Here is a 14,502-nt window from a genome sequence, read left to right as displayed (position 1 = left end):
AACACTATTAAACCCAAATTAATGCGGTTTAAAGACCATTTTAAACAATCAGGAGTTTTTTTTATTAACTCATTGAGTTTTGATGAATTAGACCAGTCCTGAAAAAGGACCATCGCCTTTGGGCTAGTGGCTATAGATCAGTGAAGAAAATATGGGAAAATGGCCTCTATACTTCCAGCGAGACAGAAGAACCATAAAGAGGACAACATGTCACTGAGCCCGGGAGTTCCCAACATGCCCGATAAAGTATGGCAATACCTACCCAACCCCAAGGGGCATGACCGACGAAACATGGTGGCATCGACAGTTTGGAACCATCTCACCCTCGGACTTGAAAGAAAGATATTTATGTAAACTCTGTATACCTCTCAGGCGAGGCGTGACAAATTTAGCCTAAAGATAGCGATTTGTTATGTGAAAGATTTTCTCAACCTATGAATATCTTCTAATAATTGACATATCTTAGAAAAGAAAGAGGAAGCCTCAAATGCATATACACCTTCCCATTCGCTCTCACCTGATGCAGTTGGGTACCTGTATAATACACTCGGTTCTGAATATTTATTTCTATTTTTTTTATTTCTATTTTTTTTCAACACATCTATTTCCGCTTGAGACATACCCAAGTACTCAGTTTTAAATGGCAAATTAAAACTATATTTTTCATCTTTATATATCTCGCAATACATCTCATATAGAGACTCAATATGATGATGCCTTATCTTTCGGTCGGCTTTTGAATCTTTTTTTAATATGGCGCCTTTGAGAAATAGCTCTACAGAATGAGCTGTGAGCATCAATATTACAGCGGCGTTCGGCCAAGTTGCTTGATCCTTATCTTTGACTATTCTTTCTGCAAGAATTTTCGCAGCACTACCATAGGCTTTTGAATATTTAAAGTACCTATCTGGAATACTAAGTTTCAAAAGTTCTAAATCTGTCATCATCTTATAATTCATCTTTCACCTAACAAGTCTGTATAAAAATATAAATTTCAGCCTGATTCCATTCTGGGCATCTATTCCCCTCAAAAAATCTAGTTACAGAAATAATGGTGGGAACCGTGAGGAACCCAACTCCATCCTTATTTTTCCTTTTTTATACCAACCTCATTTCATGTTCAAGATATTCCTATCAAGTAAATCCAGGTGCATATCGGTGAATTTTGACGGTATTGTACACTATGCAGTAAAAAAGCCATTGGGTATTTACTTGCGCTTGCCTCTGAGGGTAAAACGGTTAAGACCAAGCACTGAACAGATGTGAGCAAATACCGGTTCCACTGTACCTATGCGCTTGCTGTAAACAAACGGCCACGACTTTAATCTATCTTCCCCTTCATCTTTTCTATGAAGGTGCTGCCTGCACTATTCTCCTTGCCATAAAAAAGTGTACCTGCCGAATCTCGGTCCTGTCTGGATATCGCAGACATCGCTCACGAAGCTTACAGACCCTGCATTCGGTCTTTTTACCCATAAAGGCTATGGCCTTGTAACCATTTCTAGTTACAAAATTCTTGTTCTTTACATAAAGATGTTTCCAGGCAGGACAAATACAGATCTGTTGCTCCATATCAAAAATAAAATCTCTGGACGTGAACCAGCGGGATTTTCTCTCCTTTCGAGCTATTTGTTTGAAACGATTTCGATCCCTGAACCTGGGATCTCGTTTGCGAAAATGTCTGTCTGCTATATAGGCGTCTATCCCCTGGCTGAAGACCATCTCCATGTTCTTCTTTGTGTGAAATCCAGCATCAGCAGTCAACTTTGCTTTTTTAAAAATATCTTTATCAGAAGACAGCACCTTAAAGGTGCTTGCTGGTCCCTTCTATCATGGGCTCCAACAGGTGTTGCTCCTGCCCATCTCCAAAGGCCTCTGCATGTACTATCACCTGATGCTTGGCATCTACCATGGCCAGGCCATTGTAACCCTGAATCACTCCCTTAGAGGTCTTCATCTTTGCACTTTCGTTGTCGTTTATATCCCAGATTATGCAGCTCGCAAGTTTGCCGAAGATGTGAGGCGGAGGGTACGCAAACGTACTATAGGGTACTTCAAGTTCCCGACAACGCAGCAGATTCGGTAAAATTGCGAGCCCCTTGCAGCTTCAAACGCCTGAGATATAAACACCGGATGAAGCCGTACCTTTTTGGTGAAAGAACGAACTGGATAAGTTGCAGCTAACTATTGAATTATTCAGAAAAAATCCCTTTCTAAGGCATTTAAAATGCATAATCTGGGTATATTGCTCTTCCTTATTCCTCCACCTCTGCCTGGCTTGTCATCATTGTTATCCATCCAGTCCCTTATCTTCTTTACCTGCTTTTTAAGGCTTTCTATGTACTTTTTCTCACGAGAGATAAGCTCATGGTCTGTCTCTTTCAGGTCCAGTTCCCTGTGGTTGTCTATCATGGCCTGGATGGCATGTTCCAACTTCTTACACTTCTTCTCAAAGTCAGCCCTGGTACCGCTCCACTCTTTTGATGCATTGGATGGAAGTTTGCACCCATCCAGTGCAAACATCTCTTTACCCACTAGTCCCATCTCGTCACATACAAGGAGAATGTCACGGAACAACTGGACCACTTCTTGATCCAGTGAAGAGATGAAATTGGCTATGGTGGTAAAATGAGGTCTTGTATCAGCAGATAGGGCCATGAAGATTACATTCTCTCGACAACACTGGGCTATTTTCCTGCTGGAAACTATTCCTTTAGAATATGCAGACAAAATAATCTTGAGCAGAATAGCTGGATCATAGGCAGCGCACCCACTTCATCATTCTTATAGCGCTGTATGAATACAGAAAGGTCTACTTCATTATCAATCAAATAATGGAGTACATATTCAAAAGTACCTGGAAGAATTTGCTTCTCGAAATGTATAGGAATAAACTTACCTTGCTTATATGAATACTTCTTAAAACGCGCCATTAGTCAATCCTTTACTCAATGTCATTAACAGTTATATACCACACCTCCCAGAAAAAAAATGCAATAATCTAGCGCGCTTAAGGATTTTTCTACAGCCTCAACGACGAGGGTCACTTGCCAACAAGACGCAAGGGCGAAGCCCGCAGCGGAATGGCGGTCAGGTGGACCCAATTGTTAGCCATAACTTATTGTTTTTCCATAAAAATAGATGGATATTGCTGGCCAATAAATGTGGCAACTCCATCTTTTTTAAAAAATTTGTCCGCTATAAATGAACTCAAAAAATCTAAGCCTAAGCCTATAAAAGAAGCCGCAGGTGCAGGAATAAGGCCTATTCCAGAGATTACGAGAGTCTTGACTGTTGTGCCAGTTTTCGAGCTTATGAGCCTAGAAACTTTTGCTCTTAGTGATAAAATTCTCTCTTTAATTTCTTTTTCATCAATTTGATCCAAATTTATTAGCCATGACCTAAATTCTTTGCATTCTTGAGAGTCTCTTATCTTCAAAAATTTTTCTATATTTATGGTAAATTCTGTTCCTACTCCGTCGAAATTTGGCAGATCAACTATGGAAAGCAAACTTGTGAATCGTCTCTCAAACTCATGAGGAAACACTCGATTAAATAAAAATTTTAATTTCTCATCAAAAAGATATACTTCTTGCTCTTTAAAACCAGTCAAGGCATCAAAATGTTTCATTGTAGCGATTTTTAGATTGAGGCCACCTATGCCCAAAATCCCACGTTCGAGAATCTTATGAGCATCTACTTTTGAGAGCATTAAATTCTTTTCAAGATTAGACTCAAGCCTATAATCATTGTCATCTATCTGTTCTACTTTAACAGATAAAGAATCCGGGGGTATTTTTTTGTTGAGATGGGAAAGTATTGATAGAGAAATAGATTTTCGAATAAGATTTGCATTTCCTAACAGATCTGTTCTAATACCGATTAATGCATCCTTCCCTATTCCAGAAGGCGTAACAATCAGTTTGTTTACTATAGCTAATTTTAATTTTTTGAAGTCCTTTCGTGAAACAAAAATTCTTGGACGTATATTTCGTAAACAGTCGCTAATAAATGCTTTTTTATCAGCCATCTGTATTAGATCGAGAGAAAATGATCCCAAAGGTAATATTCCTTTTTTTTTACGTTTCTCTAGGATTCCTGCTTGACCAGTCTGGCCGATAGTTAATGGATCACAATTGATTTTCAATATTCCTGAATCAAGAAGAAGTAATGTTTGCTCAATGCCAATTGCCTCAACTAAGACTTTAAATTCTTTTAATCTAATAGAATCTAAAATAAATGACTCAAAGAGTAATAATTTTAGGAAGATACTACCTACATCAATAATTGGCTCATTGCCAGCATAATCTTTAACACATCTGGCGATGATTTTTTCTTTAAGAGACATTATCAAAGCTGTATTAAGGGGCTAACATATTGTTTATTAGATATTCCCATCTCCTGCTAGAATTAATATTTTTTTGAGTATCATAATTTTTAAATAATCAAGCATTCGTCTATGGCTATTATTAGATGGATAATGAAACTAATTTAATTAATACAATAAAAAGTTTATTTTTCTCTTATAAATTCAAACTTGTTGTTAGTTTCTTATTTTTCACTCTTATATTTATAATATTATCTGTATAAATATAAAATTTTTATCATTATTATTACTATTCAATATCTACATTAGTACTTTGGGTAGAAAACGCCCTAAAATTTTCAAAAATTGAACCCAGCGTTTCTTTATCCTCAGCACAAAAAGAAAGGTTTCTAAAAAAATCTCCTCTAAATTTAGTGAATAACAGATTAGACAGGCAGATGAAGCGATTAAGTTATATAACTATTTTCTTTCACAGCTTAACAAAGCAGAGGCAAATAAAATTATTGCGTCCAATGAATGGGATAAAACTGTTGAAGAGATGAAACATAAATTGCGCCTTAAAAGGAGATCATATAGGACTGAACAGGCCTATTTAGCATGGATTGATAGGTTTAAGCTTTTTTCGAAGAAACCAGTAGATGAAATTAGCGGCACAGATGTTCAGGACTTCCTCACCTATTTAGTTGTTGAAAAAAGAATTGCAGGTTCCACCCAAAACCAGGCATTGCATGCCCTTGTATTCCTCTTCCGCCATGTTCTCGATAGGGAAATCGAACCATATATCGATGCGGTTAGAGCAAAAGAAAGGCGTAGGCTACCGGTGGTATTAACAAAGACCGAAGTGCAATTGGTCCTCAATAATTTGAAAGGGGTTTACGGCCTTATTGGAAGGATCATGTATGGAGGGGGCCTTAGGCTCAATGAAGCGATTAGATTAAGGGTTAAAGATATTGACGAAGAAAGACGGATTATAAATGTTAGGGAAGGGAAGGGGGGTAAAGACAGAATCACGTTGCTCCCAGAAGCCATTTTGGAAGATTTGAAATCTCACCTTAAAACTGTAAAAAAACTATATAAAAGCGATAGGCAGAACAGTATTGCTGGAGTAAAAATGCCTGATGCCCTAGAACGAAAATACCCTGAGGCCGGCAAGGAATGGGCGTGGTTCTGGATCTTTCCATCTCAAAGGCTTTCTGTCGACCCTCTTTCGCTTGTTATTAGAAGACACCATATTAATCCTACTGGCGTCCAACGTTCTTTCAAACAGGCACTAAAATCCTCTGGAATTACAAAGAATGCAACAGTACATACGCTCAGACACAGCTTTGCCACCCATCTCCTAGAGGATGGTTATGACATCCGAACGGTTCAGGAACTCCTTGGGCACAAAAGCGTTCAGACAACGATGATTTACACTCATGTGGCAAAAAAGAATATTTTAGGAGTAAGAAGCCCCTTAGACAATTGATAACGGAGGTCCATTATCCCAGATTACGCAGCTCGCAAGTTTGCCGAAGATGCGAGGCGGAGGGTACGCAGACGTACTATAGGGTACTTCAAGTTCCCGACAACGCAGCAGATTCGGTAAAATTGCGAGCCCCTTGCGGCTTCAAATGTCTGAGATTAAATTGATTGATAGAGTTCCACCTCTTGGGTGAAGGCACCAACTAAAAAAGATGCAGGTAACTATTAAATTATTCAGAAAAAATTCTTTTATCAGGCATTTGAAGTGCATAATCTGGGATTATGATCATCGAATCTTATAGCTTTGGAAGAATGACGATTCAAGGCCACACCTATACCAGTGACCTGAAGATAATAAGAGGGGAAATACACCCCAATTGGTGGCGAAAAGAAGGCCATAGTCTATGCCTTGAGGACATAAAAGACATCACTGAAGCAATGCCCAAGCTTCTCATAGTGGGCTTAGGGGCATATGGAGTTATGAAGATTCCATCCACGGTTATGGAAGAGCTCAATTCTCTTGGAATTGAATGTCGCGCTTTTCCCACCGCTGAAGCAGTAAAGGTCTTTAATCAACTCTTTAAGGAACTCGGCAAAGATCAGGTTTCAGGAGCGTTTCACCTGACGTGCTAACAAATGCTCTCTTTATAGTCCTTTAAGATCTTGTCATGATCAAAACATAGAGGTGAAGGAAGCTCCTTTATATTAAAAATCCTCGCATTCTTGGCGTCATCTCCACCTTTTGGATCTCCTTCGGCATCTGCGATAAACACAGTAGATATGGTGTGCAGACGTAAATCCCTTGTTGGATCAGAATAGGTACGAAACTGGCCCTTGAGCTGAACCCTGAGTCCTGTCTCTTCAAAGGCCTCTCTCTTTGCAGCCTCTTCGAGGCTCTCGCCATAGTCCACAAATCCCCCAGGTAACGCCCATCCATGAGGGGGATTCTTTCGCTCAATCAACACTATGTTTTCCTCACTGCCGATCCTTATAATTATGTCCACTGTGGGGACAGGATTCCTCGGCTTCGGCCTCAAAGCCTTTTCTTGCTCAAGAATGGAGTAATCCTTGAGGATCTGAGCAGCAGCCTCATGAACTTTGCCATTAGTAGCAAGGACCTCTGGAACAAAGGGATTATAGGATTTGAGGGAAAAGGTAGAAACCCTACCGCCTGCCTCTTCACAAATGAGCATTCCTGCCGCAGTATCCCATGGCTTTAGCTTTTGTTCCCAAAAACCGTCAAATCTTCCACAGGCAACATATGCCATATCAATGGCTGCGGCCCCGGCTCTCCTCACACCCTGGACCCTTGTTATCATGACCTTAAGCGCCTCCATGACAAGAGTTGGGGCCTGATGGATATCGTAGGGAAAACCTGTGGCAAACAGCGCATTTTGAAGGATATTTTCCTTTGAAACCTTTATTGGTGCACCATTGAGAAAAGCACCTTTTCCTGCCTCTGCCAAAAAGAGCTCGTCTTGCATTGGTAGATAAACCGCGCCGGCTGCCGGACGTCCAGCCTCGTATCTGCAAAGAGACACTGCGAACCACGGAAATCCATGGGCAAAATTAGTGGTTCCGTCAAGGGGATCGATTATCCAACAGTCCCCTAGGTCAGGGCCCACATCTCCATGTTTCGCTTCTTCATAGGCACTGTGAAATTCCTCGCTCAAGACCTTTGCCTGGGGATCTTCCTTTTCGATCCTTTTGAGGAGATACTCCTCGCTCCTTGTATCTGCCTCTGTAACAAGGTCTATCTCTCCCTTGTGTCTAACACCCACTCCGGTACCGAATAGTTCTCTAAGGATCTTGCCTGCACCCTTTGTAAGCGAATCCAGAAAAGAGGCATAATCCGAGCGCTTTGCCATATTCAGTCCTCCCGCTAAGGCCTTGTCAAAATATGCCAATTCCAATGATTAAAGTTCAATTTTTATGTTTCCAACCTTGGACATAGAACCTTGAATCATTCTTCGTTCAACTCAAAACTCAAAACTCATAACTCAAAACTTCTGAAATGCTCAAAAGTCAAAACTCAACACTCAACACTTCTTAGCTATTTCCCAAGGCAAAAGTTGGAAAAAATCTTATCTAAAAGATCCCCTTCAATGCCTCTACCCGTTACCTCCTCAAAGGCCCTTAGGACGTCTCTAACGTCCATTGCAACCACTTCAAGGGGCCTTCCCTTATCAAGGCCCTCCTTTGCCCTCTCTGCAAAGGCAAATGCCCTTTCTAGGCACTCCTTCTGCCTGAGATTGGGGATAAATCCATGCCTCTTTAAAGTCGATCCCTCTTCCCCAATAATTGCCTTAAAAAGGGCCTTTTTAAGTTCCTTTAGTCCAAGACCAGTCTGAGCTGAGACTAGAATAGAACCTCTCTTATTTGCATAAGACGGGAACATTGATGCCAGGACCTCTTCCATTTTCTTAAAACGGCCCTCTGGATCATCTACAAGATCGGCCTTGTTAAATACCACGAGAAATGGCGCATCTTCCGGTAGATAAGAGAAGACCTCAAAGTCCTCATCTTTTAAGTCTTCAGAAAGGTCGAACACTACCAATACAAGATTGGCATCCTTTAGCCTGCTCAAAGAAAGCTCAATCCCCTGGGCCTCAACTATGTCTACACCTGTATCCTCACCCACCTTTTCCTTTGCCCTTATACCGGCTGTATCTACAAGTACAATCCTAAGCCCCTCGATATCCACCGCCTCTTCAATAATATCCCTTGTGGTACCTGGGATAGGGCTTACTATAACGCGGCCCATTCCAAGGATTGCATTGAATATACTGGATTTTCCCACATTTGGTCTTCCGCCAAAGACCACGAGGGCACCTTCTCTGAGGATTCGACCCTGCTCATATGATTGAATAAGCTGTCTTATTGGAGTAAGGACATCGTTTTCCAGCCTTGAGGCCAAATGCCCTTCGTCTAGAATTTCTACGTCTTCATCTGGAAAATCAATGGCCACCTCCAGGTGGGCGAGAAGTTCTAGGAGTACGTTTCGAATCCTCTCAGTCTCAGAATCCTCCTTTCCCATGAGGGTGGAGACAGCCAGCCTTCTTTCTTCCTCTGTCTGGGCATTAATGAGGTCCATCAGGGCCTCTGCCTGGGCAAGGTCTATCCTTCCATTTATAAATGCCCTTTTGGTGAACTCACCTGGTTCTGCAAGTCTTGCCCCCTGGGCTATGGCAAGGTCTAGGATCCGCTTTAGGACTGCATGGCCGCTGTGACTCTGGAGTTCCACCACGTCTTCCCTGGTGTAACTATGCGGGGCACGCATGAGAACGGCCATGCACTCATCTATGATCTCATGGGAATGAGGATCCTGGACGTGTCCATAGTAAAGCCTATGGGATTCAAAATCCGTTATATTTCTCTTAGGTTTGAAGACGTTTTTCAGGATTTTGGATGCATCTGCCCCGCTTATCCTGACAATCCCTATACCGCCAGGACCAACCGGAGTTGCAATAGCGCAGATTGTGTCCTTTTCCCTCTCAAGCAGGGACAAGTCAATGTCTCCTGCCTCTAGGATAGTTTGATTTATTCATGGTCCTTTGCCTCGATCTGGACCTAGAACCGCTACGCCTCCTTTGAGGCACTATCACTACCCGCCTAGAGGCCCCTTCTCCAACGCTCTTCGTGGTTACCCCCTTTATCTTCTTGATTGCAAGGTGCACAATTCGCCTTTCTTTGGCGTTCATGGGGTCAAGAGATACGGATCTGCCAATCTTTTTGGCCTTCTCTGCCATGCGCCTGGCCGTATTCTCTATTGCAGCCCTACGTTTTTCTAGATAGCCTTGCGCATCGACCTCGATATTGGGACAATCTGGATGGCGTCTCTTCAATATTAAATTGACGATAAATTTGTACGCATTAAGGTTTTGCCCATTCTTCCCTATAATTAACGAGAGTTCATCACTTTCGACATTTAAATAGGGTCCAGTGGAGGGATCCATGTGGACCTTGACTTTTCCCTGGATGTTGGACCTTGAGATGAGTTCTTCAAGTATGTTACGAGCCTCTTCCATCAAAGGCTCGGCATCTTTTTGGCCTGCATCTTCTGCTTTTACATCCTCTTCAACGCCGCTTACACTAAAGGCCTCCTTCTCAGTTTGATCCTCTTGGATCTCTTTCTCAGCCTCTATTTTTTCCTCAAGATCTATTATTGGCTCTTCTGGCGCCTTGTATGTGACCTTGATTTGGGCCTTTCTTCCTCCTATTCCAAAGATTCCAGTTGATCCCTTTGTTATGATTTCTACATCTAGTGCATCTCTGGTACAGTTAAAGTATTTACATGCATCTTCAATAGCATGATCAACGGTCTTTCCCTCGAAGATTTTTTGTGTCTCCATTGCCCTAAACTCCTCTTTAGCAATTTGTCCCGCTTCATTAATCAGTAAACTTGTTTATGTAGTACTGTTGCGCTACTGAAAGAATGTTGTTCACCAACCAGTAAAGCACCAATCCTGATGGAAATGTCAAAAACATGAAGGTAAAGATCACCGGCAAAAACTGCATCATCTTTGCCTGGGTTGGATCAAGAGATGCAGGGCTCATTTTTTGTTGCCCCCACATAGAGACTCCCATGAGAATGGTGAGGACCGGGATCCCGTGCACCATCGGTATGTCAACGCCGGGTATCATTAACCTATCTGGTGCAGAAAGATCATTTATCCAGAGCATGAATGGAGCATGGCGCAACTCAATTGCCTGCAAAAGGACTTTATAGAGAGCGAAAAACACGGGTAGCTGAAGTAGCATTGGAAGGCAGCCGCTCATGGGGTTTATCTTGTATGTCTTGTAGAGCTGTAAGAGTTCCTTATTCAAACGCTCTTTATCATCGCCGTACTTTTCCTTAAGCTTTTGAAGCCTTGGCTGCAGTTTTTGCATGGTCTTCATGGCCTTTGCGCTCTTGTGGGCAAGGGGCCAGAAGGCAATCTTAATTAGCACTGTGACGATTATTATGGCTACACCGTAGTTGTGCGTAAATTTATAGAGGAATTTGAGAAAGTAGAGTAGGGGCTTTGCCAGGACGTCAAACCACCCAAAATTTATTGCCTCTGCTAGACTATGGTCCACGGCCTTTAGGACATCTATCTCCTTTGGCCCAAAGTAGAGTCCTAGGCTGAGCTTTTGCGGTGCCTTGCCAGCGAACCTTGGAGAAAGCCAGGCAGTACTTAATCCATCGCCTTCAATCAGGCTCATGCTTACTTGCCATTCTGGGACCTCAGGGGTTAGGGGGATGACGCTTGCCATGAAATACTTATCCCCTATCCCCAACCATTTAATTGGCCCATGATATGTTTTGGTCTCGCCCTTATCTAGCTTGACCTCTTGAAGTCCGTCTTTTCCGTAATAGGAGATACCCTGAAAGCTATAACGTGAACTCTTCAATACCGGCCTGTTCGAAAGTGCAATTACTGGAAAATCCTTACCTTGTCCCAGCACTTCAATTTCAAGATCTATCCAATACGAATCTTTCTTAAACTTGAAGACCTCTTTGACCTTGGTGCCGCCTTCGATTTCCCCTATAAACGTGAGGGTATCCTCTCCCTTTTGGGCATCCATGAATATTGGCTCAAAGGACCCTGAGGTTTTACCAGTAAAGCCAATTGCAAGGGGTAAAACTGGTGGAACGGCATTAACCAAATTTACAGGTGGTGAATCCTTTTCTACGGTTTCCCTATATTTTTTGAGATAAAATGCCTTTACAGCCCCACCTTCCTCAGTAAAGACTGCCTTATAAAGATCTGTTTCAATAACTACGTCCTTAGGTTGACGAAGGGGCTTACGGGTGCGGGTCCCTATGGATTCTTGTTTCATCGCCCCATTTGTGTGATGTTCGACTTTAGAAGGGGCTTTTTGCGCTAGTTCTGTGTTAGCCTTATTCCCTTGAGGTGCCGTCGCATTTTGTTGTTCTGGAAAAAAGACCTGAAAGGCCAATAAAACAAAAATTGAAAGTGTAATTGCTAAAAATGCTCTCCACTCCATATCCAGTCTTCTGTTTCCTCTTTTTACTTATTTTTTTTGGGGGTAAGGGCACTGGGTCGAAGCCACCGAGGCTCCAGGGATGGCATCTTAAAAGCCGCTTAATAGCCAAATAGAGACCTTTGCCTATGCCAAAGGTCTCTATTGCCTCCATGGCATATTGAGAACATGTGGGATAGAACCTACAACTTTTTGGTAGTATTGGGCTTATAAACCATCTATATGCACTTATGAAGAGTAAAATGCATCTCTTAAATGCCGAATATGTTCTTCCCATTTAATCTCTAAAAAGTCCTCTCTGGGCACAAAGACGAAATCGTAGCCGTCTGGGAAGATCGTCTTATTTCGCCTAAATATTTCCCGTAGTATCCTCTTAACCCTGTTCCTCTTAACTGCTGGCCCAATGCGCCTTCCCACGCTTAATCCTATTCGCCTGTAGCCTCTGGAATTTGGTGCATACACAACCGTAAGCCCTGGAAGCCTCTTACGCTTTCCAGCCTTAAAACACCTGGTAAAATCCGCGCTATTTCGAATTCGCTCCCAGGGCCTAAGGGTCTGGCGATTCAAGGATTAGACCGTAAGTCTATGGCGTCCCTTTGCTCTACGCCTTGCCAAGACCTTTCTTCCAGCCCTGGTACTCATTCTCTTTCTGAATCCGTGGGTACGCTTACGTTTGATATTGCTTGGTTGAAATGTACGCTTCATCTCCACTTCTCTCCTTTTCTAATTAAAGGGTGTCGTTTCATACACTCCGAAAAATTAACTGTCAAGGATTGACCTAAAGGTTCCTCAAAATCTCAATCTCAGCCTTTTGCCTTTGATGATTGAGCCATTGGCTAAAGGCCTCGCTCTTCTTCTTATTCAGCAATGTCTGTCTAATCTGATCTTTTTGGCTGTCGAGTCCAGACATATCCACAGCCTTTCTCTCCTTAAAGGCAAAGACATAAAATTCGTCTTGGACCTTCATAGGCTCTTCACAAAGGGGCTTATCTTCATAAAGGGCCAGAGCTGCCTTTGCCACAGACCTAGGAACCCCCTTTGCCTTTGCCAGACCTGAACGCTTAAAAAAGCCGGTCTCCTCTACCTCTAACCCCATGGATTTGGCTGCCTTTTCAAGCCCCTCGGACTTGGCCTTTGCCAACAGATCCTTTGCCTTCTCTTCACAGACGACTTGGGCCTTTTCCCTGACAAAGTCCCTTCTCACCTGCGATTTTATGGTGTCAAACTCTGGGATCTCCGGAGGCCGCTTTTCAACGACTTCCGCAATTATTATCCCTTTTGGCACCTCCAGAAGGGAACTCAACTCTCCCTTATCAAGAGCAAAAAGCGAATTTAACACTTGTTGCGAAAACCCTACCAATGGTGGAGGAGCATCCTTTGAAAAAAGTCCTGTTTCTTTTAACTCTATATTTGCACCCTTGGCATATACATCAAGACCACCAAGACCAATTATTTCATCATAAGCCTTATTGGCCATCTCCCAGAGAATGTCATTGGCCTTCTGGTCTTTTAACTTCTTCTCTATTTCTTCCTTTACCTCTTCAAGACTCTTAACCCTTGATGGCTCCACCTTTTCCAATTTAACCACATGAAATCCGAACTGAGTCCGAATTGGCCCGGCTATCTCCCCTTCCTTCATGGAAAACACTTTTTCCTCAAAGGGTTTGACCATCATACCCTTTGTAAAGAAGCCAAGGTCTCCTCCGGACTTTGCAGTGCCAGGATCCTCAGAATACTTTTTGGCCAATTCGGCAAAATCTTCTCCAGCCTTGGCCTTTTTCAGTATCTCCAGGGCCTTTTCCCTCTTTTTTGCAGTCGTTGCATTATCTGCCCCAGGTGGAACCTTTATGAGTATATGTCTTGCACGCCTTCTTTCCTTAACCTCATAATCCTTTTTATGAGTTTCATAATAGGACTGTATGGCATCTGGCGTAACCGTTACCCCCTTCAACACCTCGTCGCGAGAAAATTCCACATATCTAATCTTGATTTTGGGTTTAGTCTCGTATCTGGCCTTATTTTCTTCAAACCAACCCTTCAATGCCTGATCAGTAACATTCACATCATCTTCACAACTGGAGGAGGGGATTTTTACGAATTCGGCATTTATTTCTTCGTTCTGGAATCTATAGTATTCTGCTACCTCTGCATCTGGAACTATAATCCCAGAAAACAACATTTCTCTCAGCTTATCTGTAATGAGCTGCTGCCGGATCAGCCCTTCGAAGGCGATAGGAGTCAGATGCGCCTCCCTCAATGCCAGATCATAGAGCTTTTTGTCAAAAACGCCGTTTCTTTTAAAGTTGGGAAATGAGAGTATGACCCTCCTTATCTCCTCTTCGCTCACCCTAATCCCTACATCACTCGCAGCCTGACGCACCAGCGCATCATCTATAAGAGAATCAAGGACCTGTTTTTTGATGTTAAGCTGCTTTAGAAGTCCTGCGGGGATACTCCCCCCAAACATCTTACTGTATCTTTCAATAGCTTGAGCATATGCCTGTTGATATTGTTCTTGGAGGATGTCTTCACCATTTACCTTGGCAATTACACTCATCCTCTGAGACCTAAATGATCCTATCCCCCAAAACACAAAAACAACCACAATGGCCCCAAGAATTATTTTGAGCAGCCATGAGCCAGCATTTCGCCTTATAACATCAAGCATGGAGGTCTCCCAAAATATTATCTAGAATAATTTATCAAATGAAAGTTTGGACTTG

Annotated in this window: 14 protein-coding genes and 2 pseudogenes; 2 read left to right on the top strand and 14 right to left on the bottom strand. The window is 42.4% G+C overall.

Features of this window, described 5'->3' with window-relative positions; genetic code table 11:
* Positions 1-410: 410 nt before the first annotated feature.
* The 6 genes and pseudogenes from DBT_RS00975 to DBT_RS00955 all read right to left on the bottom strand — a co-directional run bounded on the left by DBT_RS00975 (position 411) and on the right by DBT_RS00955 (position 4,348).
* Positions 411-947: a hypothetical protein gene (locus DBT_RS00975; RefSeq protein WP_141674177.1), complete on the bottom strand. Its 537-nt coding sequence runs from the start codon at positions 945-947 to the stop codon at positions 411-413.
* 400 nt (positions 948-1,347) lie between these two features.
* Positions 1,348-1,803, bottom strand: coding sequence for a transposase (locus DBT_RS12600; RefSeq protein WP_067615545.1), 456 nt, complete (start codon positions 1,801-1,803; stop codon positions 1,348-1,350).
* Between the two features lies 1 nt (position 1,804).
* Positions 1,805-1,957, bottom strand: a complete 153-nt coding sequence (locus DBT_RS12030) for a hypothetical protein (protein ID WP_153304040.1) — start codon at positions 1,955-1,957, stop codon at positions 1,805-1,807.
* A gap of 239 nt (positions 1,958-2,196) precedes the next feature.
* A complete protein-coding gene (locus DBT_RS00965; protein WP_067615543.1) occupies positions 2,197-2,658 on the bottom strand; it encodes a ferritin family protein in 462 nt (153 codons plus the stop codon).
* Positions 2,659-2,661: 3 nt separating this feature from the next.
* A pseudogene (locus tag DBT_RS12965) lies at positions 2,662-2,730 on the bottom strand (hypothetical protein); the annotation flags it as partial.
* A gap of 388 nt (positions 2,731-3,118) precedes the next feature.
* Positions 3,119-4,348, bottom strand: coding sequence for a hypothetical protein (locus DBT_RS00955; protein ID WP_067615538.1), 1,230 nt, complete (start codon positions 4,346-4,348; stop codon positions 3,119-3,121).
* Positions 4,349-4,865: 517 nt separating this feature from the next.
* Between DBT_RS00955 and DBT_RS00950 the strand changes: the two genes are divergently transcribed.
* Positions 4,866-5,795 carry an integron integrase gene (locus DBT_RS00950; RefSeq protein WP_067615537.1) on the top strand — a complete coding sequence of 310 codons (930 nt, stop codon included), beginning with the start codon at positions 4,866-4,868 and terminating at the stop codon, positions 5,793-5,795.
* A gap of 278 nt (positions 5,796-6,073) precedes the next feature.
* A complete protein-coding gene (locus DBT_RS00945) occupies positions 6,074-6,424 on the top strand; it encodes an Mth938-like domain-containing protein (protein WP_067615535.1) in 351 nt (116 codons plus the stop codon).
* Here the strand turns inward: DBT_RS00945 and DBT_RS12295 are convergent.
* The 8 genes and pseudogenes from DBT_RS12295 to DBT_RS00910 form a co-directional block, all read right to left on the bottom strand.
* Positions 6,421-7,659 (bottom strand): inositol monophosphatase family protein, encoded by a 1,239-nt coding sequence (locus DBT_RS12295; RefSeq protein WP_067615533.1) that lies wholly within the window; start codon positions 7,657-7,659, stop codon positions 6,421-6,423. The two genes, DBT_RS00945 and DBT_RS12295, sit on opposite strands and share 4 nt — an antisense overlap.
* A gap of 185 nt (positions 7,660-7,844) precedes the next feature.
* Positions 7,845-9,299 (bottom strand): tRNA uridine-5-carboxymethylaminomethyl(34) synthesis GTPase MnmE, encoded by a 1,455-nt coding sequence (mnmE, locus tag DBT_RS00935; RefSeq protein WP_161939879.1) that lies wholly within the window; start codon positions 9,297-9,299, stop codon positions 7,845-7,847.
* Between the two features lies 1 nt (position 9,300).
* The gene (gene jag / locus DBT_RS00930) at positions 9,301-10,143 is read right to left on the bottom strand and encodes an RNA-binding cell elongation regulator Jag/EloR (protein WP_067615529.1); all 843 of its coding nucleotides are present in this window, start codon (positions 10,141-10,143) and stop codon (positions 9,301-9,303) included.
* Between the two features lie 37 nt (positions 10,144-10,180).
* Entirely contained in the window at positions 10,181-11,782 is a 1,602-nt protein-coding gene (yidC, locus tag DBT_RS00925) for a membrane protein insertase YidC (RefSeq protein WP_067615527.1), read from the bottom strand.
* Between the two features lie 7 nt (positions 11,783-11,789).
* Positions 11,790-12,056 (bottom strand): annotated as a pseudogene (gene yidD, locus DBT_RS12785) (membrane protein insertion efficiency factor YidD); the annotation flags it as partial.
* Positions 12,008-12,346: a ribonuclease P protein component gene (rnpA, locus tag DBT_RS00920; protein ID WP_067615525.1), complete on the bottom strand. Its 339-nt coding sequence runs from the start codon at positions 12,344-12,346 to the stop codon at positions 12,008-12,010. The gene rnpA and the pseudogene yidD, both read right to left, overlap by 49 nt.
* A gap of 3 nt (positions 12,347-12,349) precedes the next feature.
* Positions 12,350-12,484, bottom strand: coding sequence for a 50S ribosomal protein L34 (rpmH, locus tag DBT_RS00915; protein WP_067615524.1), 135 nt, complete (start codon positions 12,482-12,484; stop codon positions 12,350-12,352).
* A gap of 73 nt (positions 12,485-12,557) precedes the next feature.
* Positions 12,558-14,447 (bottom strand): SurA N-terminal domain-containing protein, encoded by a 1,890-nt coding sequence (locus tag DBT_RS00910; RefSeq protein WP_067615522.1) that lies wholly within the window; start codon positions 14,445-14,447, stop codon positions 12,558-12,560.
* Positions 14,448-14,502 lie beyond the last annotated feature (55 nt).

The organism is Dissulfuribacter thermophilus, from assembly GCF_001687335.1.
Classification (GTDB): Bacteria; Desulfobacterota; Dissulfuribacteria; order Dissulfuribacterales; family Dissulfuribacteraceae; genus Dissulfuribacter; species Dissulfuribacter thermophilus.
The sequence above is the reverse complement of the archived record's forward strand: the minus strand, read 5'-3'. Positions and strand labels throughout refer to the sequence as shown.

What these genes read in the sequence shown, in the direction of transcription:
- DBT_RS00975 (WP_141674177.1), bottom strand. Translation starts at nt 947, where the DNA reads ATGATGACAGATTTAGAACTTTTGAAACTTAGTATTCCAGATAGGTAC.
- DBT_RS12030 (WP_153304040.1), bottom strand. Translation starts at nt 1,957, where the DNA reads ATGAAGACCTCTAAGGGAGTGATTCAGGGTTACAATGGCCTGGCCATG.
- DBT_RS00965 (WP_067615543.1), bottom strand. Translation starts at nt 2,658, where the DNA reads ATGGCCCTATCTGCTGATACAAGACCTCATTTTACCACCATAGCCAAT.
- DBT_RS00955 (WP_067615538.1), bottom strand. Translation starts at nt 4,348, where the DNA reads ATGTCTCTTAAAGAAAAAATCATCGCCAGATGTGTTAAAGATTATGCT.
- DBT_RS00950 (WP_067615537.1), top strand. Translation starts at nt 4,866, where the DNA reads ATGAAACATAAATTGCGCCTTAAAAGGAGATCATATAGGACTGAACAG.
- DBT_RS00945 (WP_067615535.1), top strand. Translation starts at nt 6,074, where the DNA reads ATGATCATCGAATCTTATAGCTTTGGAAGAATGACGATTCAAGGCCAC.
- DBT_RS12295 (WP_067615533.1), bottom strand. Translation starts at nt 7,659, where the DNA reads ATGGCAAAGCGCTCGGATTATGCCTCTTTTCTGGATTCGCTTACAAAG.
- jag (WP_067615529.1), bottom strand. Translation starts at nt 10,143, where the DNA reads ATGGAGACACAAAAAATCTTCGAGGGAAAGACCGTTGATCATGCTATT.
- yidC (WP_067615527.1), bottom strand. Translation starts at nt 11,782, where the DNA reads ATGGAGTGGAGAGCATTTTTAGCAATTACACTTTCAATTTTTGTTTTA.
- rpmH (WP_067615524.1), bottom strand. Translation starts at nt 12,484, where the DNA reads ATGAAGCGTACATTTCAACCAAGCAATATCAAACGTAAGCGTACCCAC.
- DBT_RS00910 (WP_067615522.1), bottom strand. Translation starts at nt 14,447, where the DNA reads ATGCTTGATGTTATAAGGCGAAATGCTGGCTCATGGCTGCTCAAAATA.